Annotated in this window: 15 protein-coding genes and 1 tRNA gene; 13 read left to right on the plus strand and 3 right to left on the minus strand. The window is 68.3% G+C overall.

Annotated features, from left to right (window positions below; translation table 11 throughout):
* Positions 1-749, minus strand: a 749-nt coding sequence (locus VM221_08440; protein ID HUT74848.1) for a hypothetical protein, incomplete at its 3' end; no start/stop codon positions are given.
* A 241-nt stretch (positions 750-990) separates the two neighbouring features.
* On the opposite strand from VM221_08440, the gene VM221_08445 reads away from it, so the two are divergent.
* Entirely contained in the window at positions 991-2352 is a 1362-nt protein-coding gene (locus VM221_08445) for a sulfatase (GenBank protein ID HUT74849.1), read from the plus strand.
* A 45-nt stretch (positions 2353-2397) separates the two neighbouring features.
* Here the strand turns inward: VM221_08445 and VM221_08450 are convergent, their stop codons facing one another.
* Positions 2398-3570, minus strand: coding sequence for an AGE family epimerase/isomerase (locus tag VM221_08450; GenBank protein HUT74850.1), 1173 nt, complete (start codon positions 3568-3570; stop codon positions 2398-2400).
* Positions 3571-3667: 97 nt separating this feature from the next.
* Positions 3668-5785 carry a hypothetical protein gene (locus VM221_08455; protein HUT74851.1) on the minus strand — a complete coding sequence of 706 codons (2118 nt, stop codon included), beginning with the start codon at positions 5783-5785 and terminating at the stop codon, positions 3668-3670.
* A 489-nt stretch (positions 5786-6274) separates the two neighbouring features.
* On the opposite strand from VM221_08455, the gene VM221_08460 reads away from it, so the two are divergent.
* From VM221_08460 to VM221_08515, 12 genes are all read left to right on the plus strand, one after another.
* Positions 6275-6616, plus strand: a complete 342-nt coding sequence (locus tag VM221_08460) for a hypothetical protein (protein ID HUT74852.1) — start codon at positions 6275-6277, stop codon at positions 6614-6616.
* Between the two features lie 35 nt (positions 6617-6651).
* Positions 6652-6728: transfer RNA gene (locus VM221_08465), tRNA-Lys, on the plus strand.
* Between the two features lie 307 nt (positions 6729-7035).
* Complete coding sequence (locus tag VM221_08470) at positions 7036-8403, plus strand: HD-GYP domain-containing protein (protein HUT74853.1); 1368 nt, start codon at positions 7036-7038, stop codon at positions 8401-8403.
* A gap of 521 nt (positions 8404-8924) precedes the next feature.
* Positions 8925-10328: a transcription termination factor NusA gene (nusA, locus tag VM221_08475; GenBank protein HUT74854.1), complete on the plus strand. Its 1404-nt coding sequence runs from the start codon at positions 8925-8927 to the stop codon at positions 10326-10328.
* Positions 10312-10635, plus strand: a complete 324-nt coding sequence (locus tag VM221_08480; GenBank protein ID HUT74855.1) for a YlxR family protein — start codon at positions 10312-10314, stop codon at positions 10633-10635. Before nusA ends, VM221_08480 begins: the two co-directional genes overlap by 17 nt.
* 46 nt (positions 10636-10681) lie before the next feature.
* On the plus strand, positions 10682-13000 hold the full coding sequence (gene infB / locus VM221_08485) for a translation initiation factor IF-2 (GenBank protein HUT74856.1): 2319 nt from the start codon (positions 10682-10684) through the stop codon (positions 12998-13000).
* A 69-nt stretch (positions 13001-13069) separates the two neighbouring features.
* Positions 13070-13354: a DUF503 domain-containing protein gene (locus VM221_08490; GenBank protein ID HUT74857.1), complete on the plus strand. Its 285-nt coding sequence runs from the start codon at positions 13070-13072 to the stop codon at positions 13352-13354.
* Between the two features lie 8 nt (positions 13355-13362).
* A complete protein-coding gene (gene rbfA / locus VM221_08495; GenBank protein HUT74858.1) occupies positions 13363-13758 on the plus strand; it encodes a 30S ribosome-binding factor RbfA in 396 nt (131 codons plus the stop codon).
* Positions 13721-14710 carry a bifunctional oligoribonuclease/PAP phosphatase NrnA gene (locus tag VM221_08500; protein ID HUT74859.1) on the plus strand — a complete coding sequence of 330 codons (990 nt, stop codon included), beginning with the start codon at positions 13721-13723 and terminating at the stop codon, positions 14708-14710. The genes rbfA and VM221_08500 overlap by 38 nt, the downstream gene beginning before the upstream one ends.
* A 195-nt stretch (positions 14711-14905) precedes the next feature.
* A complete protein-coding gene (locus tag VM221_08505; protein HUT74860.1) occupies positions 14906-15991 on the plus strand; it encodes an SGNH/GDSL hydrolase family protein in 1086 nt (361 codons plus the stop codon).
* Between the two features lie 69 nt (positions 15992-16060).
* Positions 16061-16588, plus strand: coding sequence for a hypothetical protein (locus tag VM221_08510; protein ID HUT74861.1), 528 nt, complete (start codon positions 16061-16063; stop codon positions 16586-16588).
* Positions 16589-16686: 98 nt separating this feature from the next.
* Positions 16687-16950: transposase family protein (locus VM221_08515; GenBank protein HUT74862.1), on the plus strand; the 264-nt coding region annotated here is incomplete at its 3' end.

Below are 16950 nucleotides of genomic sequence, written 5' to 3' on the forward strand. Positions count from 1 at the left end.
AGGGCGCCCTCGAAGAAGATGACCTCGCCGTGCACCGAGGCGGTTTCGCCGGGCGCGAGGTCGGGGAATCTGGGGTCGGCGTGCATGCACGGATGACCCGGATTCCCGGTCATGGAGGCGGTCGCGTCATACCAGGTCATCGCCACCAGCCGGGGCGTCTGGTTGGAGACGCAGACGATGACCGGCGAATCCGCCACCGGTTCGCCCTTGCCCCGGAAGCCGATGGTATAGGGCGCGCCCTCGCGCTTGATGGTGCGGGCCTGGGTCAGGGTGATCCAGCCCAAGTCGGCGACATGCACGAACTTGTTGTCGCGCGCGAAGTCGGAGAACTCCTTGACGCCGCGCAGGAACAAGCAGGTCTGGAGGCTGATGCGGGTAAGCGCTTGGTCGCTGCCGTTGGTGAGGTGAAGCTCGAGCGCGACGGTCGAGGGGTCCTTGCGGGTGACGCTGCCGCCAAAGCGCACGCCGTTGGGGAGCTCGCGCTCGAAGGTCATGCCCTCGGGCGTCTCGCGCCACTCCACCTTGGGCAGGTCCGAAAACAACATGGGCAGCGGGGGATTCACAGCGCTCAGATAGAGCAGCCCCTGGTCGGTGAAGATCGCCTCGGGGAAGTCGAGCCACAGGTATTCCTGGCTCGGCCAGGCGGGGCTGACCCATGCGATCTGCTCCCAGCGATAGTGGGGACGCCACTGTCCGGGCAGGATGCGAATGCCCTTGGCGTGGGTCTCGTAGGTATCGGGCGCCGTCACTTGAGGATCCTCGGTGTCGCTCTGCGCCGCCACGGGGCCGGCGCCGGGCTGCGGCCCAGCGCCGCAATCGTCACGAACGCTGCGGCCAGTAGTTGTGTATTGGTCATGCGCTTGCGCGCCTCCTTTCGCCTGCTTAGTTGATTCTCCGACCCGCGGCGGCTCTCCTGCGCCGACAGCCCAAAGTGTGCTGGCAGGAATCCACCCTCGCCCGCCGAAGTAGCATTCCCCGGGACGCCGGCAGATGCCGCCGCCTCACCTTCCACTCTTCCACATGAACATACTACTCATCGCTCTCGACAGCCTGCGGGCGGACCACCTCGGTTGCTACGGCTACCCGCGCGACACCAGCCCTAACCTGGACGCCCTCGCGCGCCAGGGGGTGGTGCTCGATCGCTGGTTCACGCCGGCCATCCCCACCCAGCCTTCGTTCGCCACCATCTACAGCGGCCAGTATCCCCTCACCCACGGCGTGATCTCCCACGGCGGGGCGGAGGCGCTGCCCGCCGCCAGCCCCTTCTTCACCGAAGACCTGCAGCAGGCGGGACTGGTCACCTGCGCGGTTGACAATCTCTACTCCATGCGGCCGTGGTTCGCGCGCGGCTACGAGTTCTACATTGACCCCAGTCACCGCGCGCCGCTGCGGCTGAGCGTGTCGTGCAAGGGCATCAACTCCCGCGCCCTCCCCTGGGTGCGCGCCCATGCGCGCGAGCCGTTCTTTCTGCTCGTGCACTACTGGGACACGCACACGCTGTACAAGCCTCCAGCGCGGCTGCGGCACCGCTACTACGACGGCGATCCCACCGAGACGCGCTTCACCACCCTGGAGGGCATGCGCACCGCGCCGCTGGGCGATGTGTGGAGCGAGACCTGGCTCGCGCCGCTGTCGCGGCGGCTGTGGGGCGGGCGCGAGGTCCGGGACGCGGAGTACGTCGTCGCCCTCTATGACGCCTGTATCCGCTACGTGGACGAGGCGGTAGGCGACCTGCTGTCGGCGCTGGAGGACGGCGGCGTCGCGGATGACACGCTGGTCGTCGTCACCGCCGACCACGGCGAGATGATGTATCGCCACGGCATCTTTTTCGACCACCACGGGCTTTACAACGGCAACCTGCGCCTGCCTTTCATCGCGCGCTGGCCGGGGCGCATCGCCCCTGGACGGCGCCGCGACGAACTGCTGGAGACGGTCAGCCTGGCGCCGACGCTGCTGGAGGCGGCGGGCGCGCAGGCCCCTGCGGCCATGGAGGGCGCAAGCATCCTGGCGCTGCTGACGGGCGAGGGGACGCCCGGGCCGCCGAACGGACGGGTGGTCGCCGCGGAATGCACGTGGCAGTGCAAGTGGTGCCTGCTGCGGGACCGGCGCAAGCTCATCCTGGCGCGTGAGCCGGATCTCTATGGTCGCCCCCGCCGCGAGCTGTACGATCTGTCATCGGACCCCGACGAGCTGCACGACCTCGCCCCGGGGCAGCCCGACCGCGCCGACGAGATGGAAGCCGAACTGGAGCGCTGCGTCGCCGACATGCTGGAGCGTAACCATCTCGACCACGATCCTCTCACCACCCACGGCACTACGCTGGGCAAGCGGTGGGCGGAGGGCCGGTTCTGACGCCGCCGGCTGCGCGGGCGATTCGCAGTTGGTTGCCTGCGCGGCTCAGGCGCCCTCCATCATCGCCAACAACCGGTGGCACCGGTAAAGCGCCCGGGGTACGTGAAAGCACCCTTTCCACTTGCCGCCCTTCGCCTCCAGGAGCACTTCCCCGCGCCGATTGAGGTAGCCAAACCATTCGCCGTGGGGCGGGTCCGGGTAATGTCGCCAGGCGTATTCGTGCACCTTCTCGTACCATTCCCGGCACTCTTCGCGGCCCGTCAGCTGGTAGCCCATCGCCATTGCGATCAGCGCCTCCAGGTGCACCCACCACAGCTTCTGATCCCACTCGAGCTGCTGGGGAGGCTTGCCCTCTGCATCGAGGAAATAGAAGATCCCCCCGTACTGTCGGTCCCAGCCGAAGTCGGCGATGCGCAGCGCAAGATCAACGCAAGTGTCAATCAACCGTCGGTCCTGCTTGCGGGCGGCGACCTCCATGATGAACCACATGCCCTCCAGGCCGTGCCCCGGGTTGATGAGCCGGCCGTCGAAGCAGTCGCAGTGGGATCCATCCGCGAACACGTGCTCGAATACCAGGCCCCGCTCGCGGTCAACGAACCGGGTCATGACTTCTTCCACGCATTTGTCTATCAGGCGCGCCGCTTCCTGGTCATCGAGCAGCCACTCCAGTTCCAGGGTCAGGTTGGACAGTATCATGGGTATGGCGAAGGGCTTGAGCGGGCGCGCGCCCGGCGCCGCTTTCGAGTATCTCCCCTTGGGGTCGTCCTTGCGGCGCCAGACGTTGTGATACGTCTGCAGCGCAATCCGCTTCGCGACCTCGTCGCCCGTGGCTAGCGCATACTGGCTGAACGCCATGGCCGCAAAACAGTCGGAGAATATGTTGTAGGGCTGGACCAGGGGATGGCCCTGTCGGTCCAAGGCGAAGTACCAGTTGCCCTCGGCATCCATGCCGTGCTCGCGCAAGAAGTCGGCGCCGAGGCGTGCGATGTCGAGCCATTCGGGCCGGCGCTCCAGCCGGTTGTGGAGCATGGAAAAGGTCCAAACCTGGCGCGCCTGAAGCCAGACGAACTTGTCGGTGTCGTAGACCTCCCCCTTGCGGTCGAGGCAGGTGAAGTACCCCCCGCACTCGCGGTCCAGCGAGTGCCGCTGCCAGAACGGCAGCACGTCCTCCAGCAGGTTGCCCAGGTACTGCTGCGCCTGGTCGCCGAACGCACTCATCTTGTCACCTCGCAGCCGGGGCCGATATCCAGCTCGTCGTGCGGCGCGTCGCCGCGGAGAGCCGGGAAAGCAGCGCCGCCCCGTGGAGAGCGTCACCCTATGCCGCGGCGGCCGGGGGCAGGCACTCCGGGAGCATCACCGCCACCAGTTCCCGGAGATGCTTGCGGATGGCGCTGCTCGCCGTCAGCTCCCACAGCGATGTTCCCATGTGCCGCAGCGCGAGGATGGAGGTGATCCACGCCTGCGTCCATCCGGATTCGATGCTCCACGCCCCCCAGCCGAGGTCCGCGCTGCTCGCCCAGTACTCCCAGCGCCTGAAGTCAAAGGCGCGGAACCACGCGCCGTCGAGCTCGGGATGCCGCTCCGAACGCACCTGGATGCGGCACAGGAACTTCGCGAGCCGCTCCTCGGCTTCCGCGTATAGCGGTTCGCCCGTCGCCGCCGCCGCCTCGTGCAGCCCGACGAACGCGAAGTTGGTGGTGTAGAGCAAGTCGCACGCCGGATCGCCGTTGGTCTGGATGAGCGGCGCCTCGCGGGTGCCGTATTCCTCGTTCGAGCGGGGGGGCTCGTATCTGCCCGTGCCGGGTGAGCCTACTTCCTCTTGGATCGCTCCACATGCATCCTGGCCGTTGAGCAGGTCCTGCGCCATTGATCGCAGCCATTGTCGGTGCTCGTCAGTGTCGTCGGCGCGCACCAGCCACGCCAAGGGCAGCAGCATCCGCCCGCGCTCCTGCTGGATGCCGTTCGTCCACCGCCACTGGTGGGGGTAAGCCTCCATGGTCAGCCGGATGGCGGTCCGCGGCCGTTCGAGGAACGGCTCAAAGCCGGTGCGCGCGTATGCCCACAGCAGGCACGCCCAGAGCCAACTCTCGTAGTGCGGCGCGAAGTGCGTGCGGGCGTCGGTCCAGTAGTGCCGCCACCCGTTCGCTTGCAGCGGCTGCTGGTCCAGGCGGTCGCTGCGGAAGCCCAGCGGGCCGGTCGTCCGCAAGTTCGCCAGCATGCACTTCAGCAGCCCCTCGTCCCAGCGGTCGGCGCGCAGCAGCGCGGAGGTCGCGATGGTGCCGAGCATCGAGCGCGCGTTGTCATCGCCGTAATATACGCCCTGGCTGCCCAGTGCCGCGAACCAATGGAGCAGGCCGTAGTCCGCGCTCGCCGGATCGGCGCGCGGGCCCTGGGCGATGGGCGAAGTGAAGTAGATGTAGTCACTCAGATTAGCCGCGACGGCGAGGTCCTCGGCCCGGCGCGAGATGGTCCCGCTGAAGGCCATGGCCATGGAGCCTTCGCCGATACAATCGTTGCGCAGCGACCCGCTCCAGTCCTGGGAGCCGTCGGCATGGATCTTGGCGCTGGCGCCCTCCAGCATGCCGTGGGAGCCGTCGCCGACGGGACATTCGACGGGTGCTTCCAGCCGCAGCGCGTCAGGCGAGTCGGGCTCCGCGGCGCACCGCCCGAGCCTGCGCTGCACGCTCTTCTCCCAGTCCGGATGTACGAATAGCTTGGACTTCCAGAACCACTCCGCCCCTCGGCGGAAGGCCTGCATCTCGACCTCCTCGGGCAGGGCGTCATTCGACCCGTATGCAGGGCGCACCGACGGAATCCAGTTCAGGGCTGCAGCGGGCGTCTGGCCCGTGACCCAGCCCAGAATCCACTGCCACACGGTCCGCCACGCCTCGACCGGCGCGTAGCGGGCGGTCACGAACTGGCTGAGCTTGGTCGTGGATACCAGAAGGCTGCCGCACTCATGCTCGTAGAGGATTGGGAAGACCTCGGGCGGCAGGCCGTAGACGGCGTGGTCGAATCCGGCCACGCGCGCGACGACCAGGTGCGGGTTCTCTGCGTGCGCGGGGACGAACCGGCAGCCGTGAATCGCCACGATGCGCAGCCGCTCCAGGCCGGGCGCAAACGCGTCGGAGGCGACGACGGCGCGTTCCCACGTGGTCTCGCGCGGCGCCGCCATGGCTGCCCCGGGCAGCGCGGCGGGGAACTCGACATACATCCGCTGTTTCTTCTTCGCGGCCGCGGCGTAGAGGCCGCGAGGTATCGGGGTTGCGACCTGCGGGTAACCGTCTGCCAGCACCATCACCCCCGCGCCCTCCGGAGCCGCCTGGACGGCGCGGCTGGGGCTGACGAAGCGCCTGCAGGGGACCCCGTTGGCCTTCAGCACCCCATACAGGTCGTTATCCTTGCGGCAAGCCAGGAAGAGGTTCACGTCCACGATGCAGCGTCTCCTTTGCGGGGCTGCTGCACCTGCGCTCGCATCGCGGGAGCAACCCCGGTCACCCTTAGGTTTCCGCGTGCGATGCCGGCCTCCTCCTCTTGACGGCGTAAGATGATTGGGCGCCAGTTGCCTCAGCCCTCGACCTTCCGCAGGCCGAACCTGCCGCATCAGTGTGGAGCATGCTCGACCGACCTGCCCCTCCAACCCGAAGCCCGCACCACCTATCTTACATCGCAGGAACCTGCTCGGCCGCGGCGAGGGCGAGATCATGCGCCGGCGAAACTCGGGCCCGCGGCAGGTATGACGCGCCGCCGGGCCGAAGTCGAAATCCTTGTCCTGAGCAGACGGCGGGAGCGGCTGACGTTGAGCAGGTCTGCATCTGCGATTGCGATCGCACGCTTGCCGGTGGCGGTGACAGTGCTCACCGCTGCATCGGCTGTATGGTGCGAGCGCGAGCGACCAACCAATGGACTGTACGGAGGTGAGATGGCTCCGCTGCCCGGGCCGGCGGTGCGCGAGGCGCTGCTGCTTTCACAGGGTCACCACCTGGTGGCGGTGGTGCTGTGGCTGGCCGCGGCGAGCTTCGCCGCCGGGCTGGTGATCGGCGTCGCGGCGCAAAAGCGCGCTGCGCTGTGGGCGGTGGTGGCGGTCGCGGCGTGCCTGGGCCTGATGTTGACCACCGGGTCCAGACCTGTGCCGGCGGCACTCTATCACCCGTTGATCGCGCTGGGCGGGTTTCTTATCCTGCTGGCGGCGGCGATGGGCGGCTGGATCGGACAGCACCTGTGGCGGGGGAACCAAGCGAGCGCCCCCCCCACCCAGCGTTGACCGACCCCGGGAGCCGTGCTAAACTCTGCCAAGGTGGGCCGTTAGCTCATCAGGTTAGAGCACCGGACTTTTAATCCGGGGGCGGCAGGTTCGAGTCCTGCACGGCCCACCATCCCGATACGGAACGAATAGCCCGTCCCTGGAGCGCGCCTCAGCCTGCCAGCGATTGTCGCTGGGCTGCCCGACGAACCGCTGGGACTGGCGGAGACTCTGGGCGAAGTCGTGGCCGAACCGGGCCGCTCTCAACCCCGGATCCGCTGGTGCTTCCACCAATCTGACCTTCCTTCCCTGTTCCCTTGAGTATTGCATTCTTCATGCAGAGATCGCTAACTGTGGTAACGAGTCAGAAACACGCTGTGAACGTGGAATACGGAGTAGTGACGCACTCGCCTGCGCGGGTGGTGATACGAGCCTGGGGCATGCATTCGGACCTGGGGGGACGGACCTCGATGCCGTTCGACGATGCAGATTCGGCCCGCACAACTGAAGAGAGCGCGAGACCGGCCGCGCCGGCTCTGGCGATCGGTCGCGTCATGCCGTGCCACGCGTTCACCGAGCGGGTGCTGCTGTTTGCGCGTGGCGAGCGCGTAGCGACTCAAGCGCAGCTCGAGCGGCTGCTCCGCAGCGACGTCATCTTCTCCGATTATGCGCCCCCCGCACTAGCCGCGGCCATCGCCCAACGCCAGCGCGCGCTTGGGATTGCGCGACCACCCGCCGAAGGCGTGCCCACACCTGAGGCGGCTTCACCCCCCCTTGTCAGCGACCCGCTGGCCGACTTGCCGCCCCCGGAAGAGATCCGGCCTTTCGCTGGCGAGATCGCCGCGGCCCGGGCCATCCGCTCCGAGGCGATGCGCCGATTCGCCGACCTCATCGAGGAATCCCGCGCGGGGCGTGCCCTGGAACTGCGGCCGGCGCGGAATGCGGTGCGCGCGGTCATCGCCAGCTTGCGCCGCAACCAGACCGCTCTGGCCAGTCTCGTGCGCCTCAAGAGCACCGACAACTACACTTATACTCACTCCATCAATAGCTGCGTGCTGGCCGTCATGCTGGCGCAGGAAACCGACGCGGCGGGCGTGGCCGAACACATCGGGCTGGGAGCGCTGCTGCACGACATCGGAAAGGTGCGCCTGCCCGCCGAATTGCTGCACAGGCCGGGGGCCTTGGATGGCCGAGAGTGGGAACTGGTCCGGCAGCATCCGCTGGCCGGGATTCAGATTGCGGGATCGTCTCACGACATACCCGAGGCGGCGCTGAGCGCCATCGGCGAGCACCACGAACGCCTGGACGGCAGTGGCTACCCCTGCGGCCTGGCAAAGGGCCGCATCTCGCTCGCCGGCCGCGTCGTCGCCATTACCGACGTCTACGACGCCATGACCAGCGCGCGCCCTTACCACGGGGCAATCCCGCATCAGGAAGCTATGCGTACCATCCTCGAGCAGTCGGGGAGGGGCTTCGATCCCGATCTCGTGCGCGCGTTCATCAGATCAGTGGGGCTTTTCCCGGTCGGGAGCGCGGTCCGGCTGAACACCGGAGAAACCGCGGTCGTGACCAGAGTCAATCCGGAAGCAATCCGGCGCCCGACGGTGCTCATCATCTGCGATTATGTCGGCGTCGCCATGGCGGAGCCCCGCCTGTTGGATCTTGCGCAGTCCAACCCCGATACCGCTGCCAGGGAGATCACCGCGGTCGAACAGTCGTGGACGCTTGCCAGCGACATTGACCGGTACCTGGCGATCGCCGCAACCGCACCGCGGTACCGCTACGCCGGAGTAGATTCCCTCACCTGATATGGGCCTCCCGTAGCCCGCGGCGTGCGCTGCCTCCCGAATCCAAACCACGCCTGCGGGGCCTGCACCACGGGAGCTTCCAGCGCCACGACATGTTTGCCAGGTGTCTGCCTTGGTGCCCCTTGCAGCGTCTTGGCGACGTTCTGCGGATCATCCGGCGCCTCCGCTTCGGTCCGCCAATCGCGTCCGGGGCGACCACCGCGAGGTGCTCCGGCAACTGGTGATCGAGATGTACGCCCGGGGCTTGAGCACCCGCGACATCGAGGATGCCTTCACCGACGCCACCGGGTGGTGCCTGCTGTTCCGCAGCGCCGTGGGCGAGCCTGAGGGACCGGCTGTGGGAGAAATGCGAGGCGTTCAGTCAACGCCATCCGAGCCAGGATGAAGGGCACGCGGATGAAGGGCTGGCAACCTTGTCAAGGCCGACGTAATGTGCTATACTCCGAGGGTAGTCGGCTGTTAGCGCACGCGACCGAAGAGTGGGACTGCTCCCACTCTTTAGCGTTAAGGAGCGTGGGGCGATGAACATGGATTTCGTACAGGCCCTACGAGACATAGAGAAGGAAAAGGACATCCCGCTGGCGACGCTCGAGGAGATCCTCGAGGCGGCTCTGGTCTCCGCCTATCGCAAGCACTACGGCTCGGCGGGCGAGATCCACGTCGAGATTGACTGGGAGGACTCGCGCGCTAGCATCTACGCGCGCAAGCTGGTGGTGGAGAAGGTCGAGGACCCCCACGTCGAGATGGCGATCGAGGAGGCGCGCAAGCTCGACGACGGCATCCAGGTGGGGGAGAGTCTGGACATCGAGGTCACGCCGGAGAACTTCGGGCGCATCGCCGCCCAGACCGCCAAGCAGGTAGTAGTGCAGCGCATCCGCGAGGCGGAGCGCGAGATCATCTTCTCCGAGTTCGCGGACCGCGCGGGTGAGGTCGTCACCGGCATCGTCCAGCGGCGCTCGGGGCGATCGGTGTTCATCGGCGTGGGCAAGATCGAGGCGCTGCTGCCGGCGTCGGAGCAGGTGCCCTCCGACTCCTGCCGCTTCGGGGAGCGCCTGAAGGTCTATGTGGTCGAGGTCAAGCGCACCACCAAGACGCCGCACGTGCTGGTGTCGCGCAGCCATCCGGGGCTGCTGCGTCGGCTGTTCGAGCTCGAGGTGCCCGAGGTCCACGACGGCGTGGTGGAGATCAAGGCGATCGCGCGCGAGGCGGGTCTGCGCTCCAAGATCGCGGTGCACTCGCGCCAGGAGAATGTTGACCCCGTGGGCGCGTGCGTCGGGCATCGCGGCAGCCGCGTACAGTCGGTGGTGGACGAGCTGCGCGGGGAGAAGATAGACATCGTGCGCTGGAGCGATGACATGGCGCGTTACCTGGGTAGCGCCCTCAGCCCCGCGCGCGTCAACGAAGTGCGCGTGGACGAGGACCACAAGACCGCGACCGTCATCGTCCCCGACAACCAGTTGTCGCTGGCCATCGGCAAGGAAGGACAGAACGTGCGGCTGGCGGCGCGCCTCACCGGCTGGCGCATAGATATCCGCAGCGAATCTCAGATCGCCGAGATGGAAGAGGCGCTGTACGCCGAAGAGGAGGCGCGGGTGCGCATCGCCGCGCCCGGCGAGGAGGGCGAGCAGGCAGAGGGGCTGGTCGGCGCCGAGGAAGTGGGCGAGACGCCCGCCGAGTTCCTGATCGGGATCGAACACCAGGAGAAGCCTGCGCCTGACACCGCTGCGGAGGAGGCCGCCGAGGCCCGTGAACCTGAGGCGGGAGAGCCGGTCTCTGACCAGGCTGCGGCACCAGCGGCGGTGGGCGCGGCGACGAGCGACGAGCAGTCATCGGACCCCGAGCAGGCGGCTGCACCGTCCGCGCCGGAGGCCGGCCAGGGGTCGGATCTGGCAGCGGCCGCTGCCGCCGATGAACGGGACGATTGAGGCGGAGAAGGAATCGCCGATGGGGCGCCATGTTCCGCTGCGGCGGTGTGTCGCATGCCGCACGGTGCAGCCGAAATCGGAGCTGATGCGGGTGGTGCGCACGCCGGAGGGCGAGATCGGGGTGGATCCCACCGGCAAGGCGGCGGGGCGCGGAGCATACGTGTGCCGGCGCCGGGAATGCGTTGATGCGGCTGTGCGCAAGCAGGCCCTGCCGCGCGCGCTGGGTCAGCCGCTGCCGGTGCAGGCCGCGCAGCAGATGATGCAGGCCGCGGGCGCACCCCCGGGGCCGGAGGCGGGCGCCGGCTAGACGCGTCGCAGCCAGGCGGCCAACGCGCCCGCTGCCGCGAGCAGATATGAAGGTTATCGAGCTATCCAAAGAGCTGAGAATGCCCCTGCCGAAGCTCAAGGCGACGCTGGACGAGCTTGGCATTCGCGTGCGCACCGTGAGCTCCAACCTCAAGGACGCGGACGTCCTACGAGTCGCCGACAAGGTGGGGCAGGGCGCCAAGATCAAGGCGCGGTTGGAGGCGGCCGCTCCGCCCGCGGCGCCAGCCGCCGCCGCCGCGCCGACCGCACCGGCGCAAGCACCTGCCGTCGAAGCCCCGCCGGTGGTGCGCAAGATCTCGAAGGCGGCCCTGGCGGGGAAGGCGGTCGAGCGCGAGGGGCGGGCAGTCAAGCCCAAGCACGCGCCGGCGGCCACGCCCGCCGCTCCCAAGCGGGCCGCCGAACCCAAGGTCAGTAAGGTGGTCGCGCCGCTGCTGCGCGCGACTGAGCAACGTCGCCCCAGGGAAGTGGGCGCGGGCGCGCTCCAGACCCCGGTGCGGCTGCGCGTTCCGCCGCGGCGGCTGCCTACCATCCGGCGCCGGGCGCGGGTCAAGCCCAAGCCCGAGCAGGAAGCCGCCAAACCCAAGCCCAGTCGCCAGCCCGTAAGCGTGTCGGTGCCGATGTCGGTCCGGGACTTCGCGGGACTGCTGCAGACCGAGCCCGCGCGCCTGCTGGACGCGCTGCTCGACATGGGCATCGTCGCCAGCCTCAACAAGATCATCGAGCCGGAACTGCTCGCCCGCATCGGCGCCCAGCTCGGGCGCGAGGTCACCATCGAGGAGCCCACCACCGAAGCGCTGCAGGCGGCCGAGGCGCAGGCGCCGAGCGCCCGCCTGGCGCCGCGTCCGCCGGTGGTCACCGTGCTCGGGCACGTTGACCACGGCAAGACCACGCTCCTCGACGCCATCCGCAACACGCGCGTCACCGAGCAGGAAGTGGGCGGTATCACCCAGCACATCGGCGCCTACCGGGCGCAGGTCAACGACCGCGGTATCACCTTCGTTGACACCCCGGGACACGAGGCGTTCACCGCCATGCGCGCGCGCGGCGCCAATGTCACTGACATCGCGGTGCTGGTGGTGGCCGCCGATGACGGCGTCATGCCCCAGACCATCGAAGCCATCAACCACGCGCGGGCGGCGGGCGTGCCCATCATCGTCGCGGTCAACAAGATAGACCGGCCGCAGGCCAACCCGGACCGCGTGCGCCAGCAGCTGGCGGAACAGGGGCTGACACCCGAAGAGTGGGGGGGCGATACCGTCTTCGCGAATATCTCGGCGCTCAACGGCACCGGCATTCCGCAGTTGCTGGACCTGATCTTGCTGGTTGCCGACATGCAGGAACTGAAAGGTGATCCCAGCGCTCCCGCCACCGCGACCGTTATCGAAGCGGAGCTGGACCGGCGCGTGGGGCCGCTGGTGACAGCACTGGTGCGCAGCGGCACGCTGCGCACGGGCGACTCGGTGGTTGCGGGTCTGGCGGTAGGCAAGGTGCGCGCCATGCTCGACGATACCGGGTCGGCGCTGGAGCAGGCGGGGCCGGCGGCGCCGGTGGTGATCATGGGCTTCGACTCCGTGCCCGAGGCCGGCGACCTAGTGGAGGTGATCGAGGGCGAGCGCGGCGCCAAACAAGTCGCCTCCTCGCGCCAGGAGCGGCACCGCGCCGACCGGATGCAGACCGCCAGCCGCCTGAGCCTGGAGGACCTTTACCAGCGCATCCAGGCGGGCGAGGTCAAGGAACTCAATGTCATTTTCAAGGCCGACGTGCAGGGCTCGGTGGAGGCGATCTCCGAGTCGCTGCGCAGCATCGAGCACCCCGAGGTGCGGGTGCGCCTGCTCCACGCCGGCGTCGGCGACATCTCCGATTCCGACGTCATGCTCGCGCAGGCGTCGCGGGCGGTGATTATCGGCTTCCACGTCAACATCGAGTCCGCGGCGCGCGAGGTCGCCCAGGAGCAAGGCGTGGACGTGCGCATCTATCAGGTGATCTACGACCTGCTCGACGACGTCAAAGCGGCGATGACGGGCATGCTCGCGCCCGAGTACGAGACGGTGCTGCTGGGACGCGCCGAGGTGCGCGCGCTGTTCAGGATCTCGCGCCTGGGCACCATCGCCGGCTGCTACATCGCCGAGGGCACGTTGCAGCGCGGCGCCGATGTGCGCGTGCTTCGAGGTGGAGAGATGATCCGCGAGGGCAAGCTCGATTCCCTGCGTCACCTCAAGGACGACGTGCGCGAGCTGAGTGCGGGCTTCGAGTGCGGCATCGGCATCGCCGGCTTCAACGATTTCGAGCCCGGGGACGTCATCGAGGGCTTCACCGTGCGCGAGGTGCGCCGCGAGGTGGTGTAGGCGCGCTCCCCGCGGCGGCTGCGGACGGCGAAGGTGGGAGCGCGCAGCGCGCCCCCAGGCGGTCACGCCATGTGGTTCATCGGCGCCGGCACGGTCGAACTCGAGGTCACCGACGGCCGTACGCTCAAGGACAAGCGCCAGGTGATCAAGGGGCTACTCGATCGCCTGCGCGCGCGCTTCAACCTCGCCGCGGCGGAGGTTGACCATCTCGATTCGTCGCACCGGTCCACCCTCGCGCTGTGCGCGGTAGCCAACGACCAGGCGTTCGTGCACGCGGTGCTGGAGAAAGCAATTGACCTGGTGGAGTCGGAGCCCCGGGCGCTAGTGGTGAGCTACCGCATCGAGATGCTGTGAGGTGTGCCATGACCGTCCAGCGCCAGGAGCGCGCAGCGCGACTGCTGCGGGAGGAGATCAGCCGCATCATCGGGCGCGGGCTCAAAGACCCCCGCATCGGCATGGTCAGCATCACCGACGTCGAGGTCACCCCGGACCTGCGCCGCGCGCGCGTCTTCGTCAGCGTCTTCGGCAGCGACGATGAGGCCCGCGCCACCCTGGAGGTGCTGGAGCGCGCCACCGGTTTCGTGCGCCGTGAGATCGGCCGCCACCTGCGCCTGCGCTATGTGCCCGACCTCGAGTTCCGCCACGATGTCTCCCTCGCCCACGGCGCGCGCATCTACCAACTGCTCGACCAGGTGAAGCGTGAGTCCCCGCCCTCCCCGGATGATTCAGACCATAGCGACCGCGATTCGGCGTCATGACCGCTGTCTGGTGCTGACCCACGTCAACCCCGACGGCGACGCCTTGGGCTCCATGCTCGGCCTCGCCCTGGGCCTGGAACGAGCAGGGCTGCGGGCTTTTCCCCTGTGCGCCGATCCCGTGCCCGCCACCTATCGCTTCCTGCCTGGCGCGGCGCGCGTCGCGGCTGAGCCCCCGCCGCGGCCACCCACCCTCGCCATCGCGGTGGACGCCGACGGCCTCGACCGGATTGGCGGGCTGGGGCCCAAGCTGGGGCCGACCTGCACCATCATAGATATTGACCACCACGCGACCGAGAAGGCGTTCGGCCACTTGCGCTGGGTGGACCCCACCGCCGCCGCCACCGGGGAGATGATCTACCGCCTGCTGGTCGGCTTGGGCGTGCCGCTCGACGACGACATCGCCACCTGCCTCTACACCGCCATCATCACCGACACCGGTCGCTTCTGCTACGCCAATACCTCCCCCCGCGCCCTGCGCATCGCCGCGCGCCTGGTGCGCGCAGGCGCCAACCCCGTGCGCGTTTACCGCGAAGTGTACGAGAGCAAGTCCTTTTCCGCCAGCAAGCTGCTGGGGATCGCCTTGGGGCGCATGCGCCAGGCGGACGACGCGCGCGTCGTCTTCTCCACCCTCACCCCGGACGATTTCCGCCGCGCGGGCAGCCCCCCCGACGAGACCGAGGGCATCATAGACTACTTGCGCGCGGTGAGGGCGGCGCAGGTCGCGGCGCTCTTCATCGGGCTCCCCGACGGCGCGGTCAGGGTCAGCCTGCGCTCGCAGGGCGCGACCGACGTCGGGGAAGTCGCTTTGCATCTGGGCGGCGGCGGCCACGTCAATGCCGCGGGCTGCACGGTGCCGGGGCCGCTCGCGGCGGCGCAGCGGCGGGTGCTGCAAGCGGTGCGTGAAGTTCTCGCGGGGGAGGCGGGAGCGCCGGGCGGGCGCGATGGACGATAAGTGGCTAGGTCACAAGCGACCGCCACGGCCTAGCCGCGGGATACTCGCTAGGAGCGCGGCGCCCTCCCGGCGTGCGACTTGTCGATCGGGGGGCTGGGAACCCCCGAACCGGTCGCTTGTGGTGATGAACGCAGGTGCGGTAGCGAAGGCAGCAGGAATCCTACGCCGGGAACGAAGTTCGGGAGGTGCGAGTCTGTGGCCAAGCGGGTGAGCAGCGACGGCGGTAGGGCGCGCTCGGGCGACGACGGCGCCGTGCAGTGGTTAGCCGCCACCGACGCACGGCTAGCCGTGCGCGGTCTGTGGTGGTACGAGCAGAACGGACGAAGCTTCTGCCGCCTGCCGGTGCAGGCACAGGGGCAGGTGCGCGATGCGGTGTGGGCGCTGGCGCAATGTCCGGCGGGAGCGAACCTGTGCTTTCGCAGCGACACCACCCGCATGCATGTGCGCGCCAAGCTGCAGGAACGGGTGCCCTTTGCCCATATGCCGACGAGCGGACACAGCGGCCTCGCCCTATACGCGGGCGCTCCCTACAATATGCGCCCCGCGGGCGTGGCCTTTCCCGAGGTTGACGCACTGGAGTTCGAGCGTGAGATCTTCAGCGGCAGGTCCGCGAGCATGCGGGACTATGCCCTCTACCTGCCGCTCTACAACGGCCTGGAGATGCTCGAGCTTGGCGTCTCTCGCGGCGCTTGCTTGGCACCCCCCAGTCCGCTCGCTCACGACCAACCAGTCGTCTTCTACGGCACCTCCATCACCCAGGGCGGCTGCGCCCACAATCCGGGTGCGGACTTCGTCTCCATCCTGGGTCGCATGCTCAACCTGGAAACCATCAACCTGGGGTTCTCCGGGAACGGCCGGGGAGAGCCCGAGATGGCGCGGTTGGTGGCTCAGATCAACGCCCGACTCTACGTCCTCGACTACGTGGCCAACGCCGACGCCGCGCGCCTACGCCATACCCTGCCACGATTTGTCCGCATCCTGCGCGCGGCCCACCCGCAGACGCCGATCGCCCTGCTGAGCAGAGTGGTGTTCACCGAAGACTGTCTCGCGGCGGAGGGGATGCGCCGGCATGAAGAGCTGCGCGACATAGTCATGCGAGGCTACCTACGGGCCCGGCGCGCGGGCGACCGAAACCTCCATTTCATAGACGGCAACGCGCTCATCCCCTTCGGCGCGGATCTCGCCTACAGCGATGGCGCGCATCCCTCCAACGTCGGCTTCCAGATGATGGCCCAGGGGTTGGCGCCCCAGCTCCGGCGGATCTTGCTCCTCGAAGGATGATCGCGCAGGAATCCAATCGCTTGCAGCGAAACGTAGGGCGAGGCAAAACAACTAGGGAGGCCGCAAACCGTGAAGATCGCGCTTGCCGTTCTCATCATCGCGCTGGCCGCCGGGTGCGCCTGCGCCAAGCAGGCCGAGGCCATTGACCAGGTCGGTCTCGGCGCCTACCTCATCACCGAGAAGACGCCCGACTTCGACCCCGATCCCGGCTGGGCCATCAGCTACTTCCACCTGGCCCCGCGCAACTGGTACACCAGCGTGGAGCTGGGTCTCTACGACGCCACCGTCTTCTACACGCCGCCGCAGCCGGGGCCCGCGCGGGCCGCCGCCAAGGTTGACGTTACCACGTGGGCGGCTACCATCGGGCGCGCGGTTCGCAGCCGCGACGGCAAGAGCTACCTCGGGGCGGGGATCGGCTGGCTGGTTGACAAAGACGTGGACCTCGGCTACGGGGTTCGCTTCGACAGCAATACGCGGATCGGCTGGGAGGTCATCGCCGGCACCGTCAAGGCCCCGGTCGGGGTGCAAGTGCGCTACCGTGACGGGGGAATGCCGCCTAACACGGGCGTCTCAGCCGCCCTCACCTTCAGTTGGTGAGCTGCGCATTCCGCCTACGACCTCGCCTGCGGCTTGCACGGCGACGCTGGCATATCTGGCCCACGTGGGTCCTGGTCGGGATAGATCACTACTCGCGCATGGTGACCACGACCTGCGCGCCTGTCCTGAGCTACGTCGAAGGGCTGGACGGCCCCAACGCCGCCTGTCCTGAGCGCAGTCGAAGGGGCTGGGTAACGACCGCGCTCGAATCAGCCTTTGCCCGCTGCGGCGCGCCCAAGTACATCATCACCGACCAGGAGTCAGTGTTCACGAGCGCCACCTTCGCTGAATTGAAGGAACGCTGGGGATTCAAGCAGCGCTTCGGCGCGGTGGGGCAGCACGGCTCCATTGCCGTCACCGAG

The organism is Armatimonadota bacterium, assembly GCA_035527535.1.
In the GTDB taxonomy this organism is placed as follows: domain Bacteria; phylum Armatimonadota; class Hebobacteria.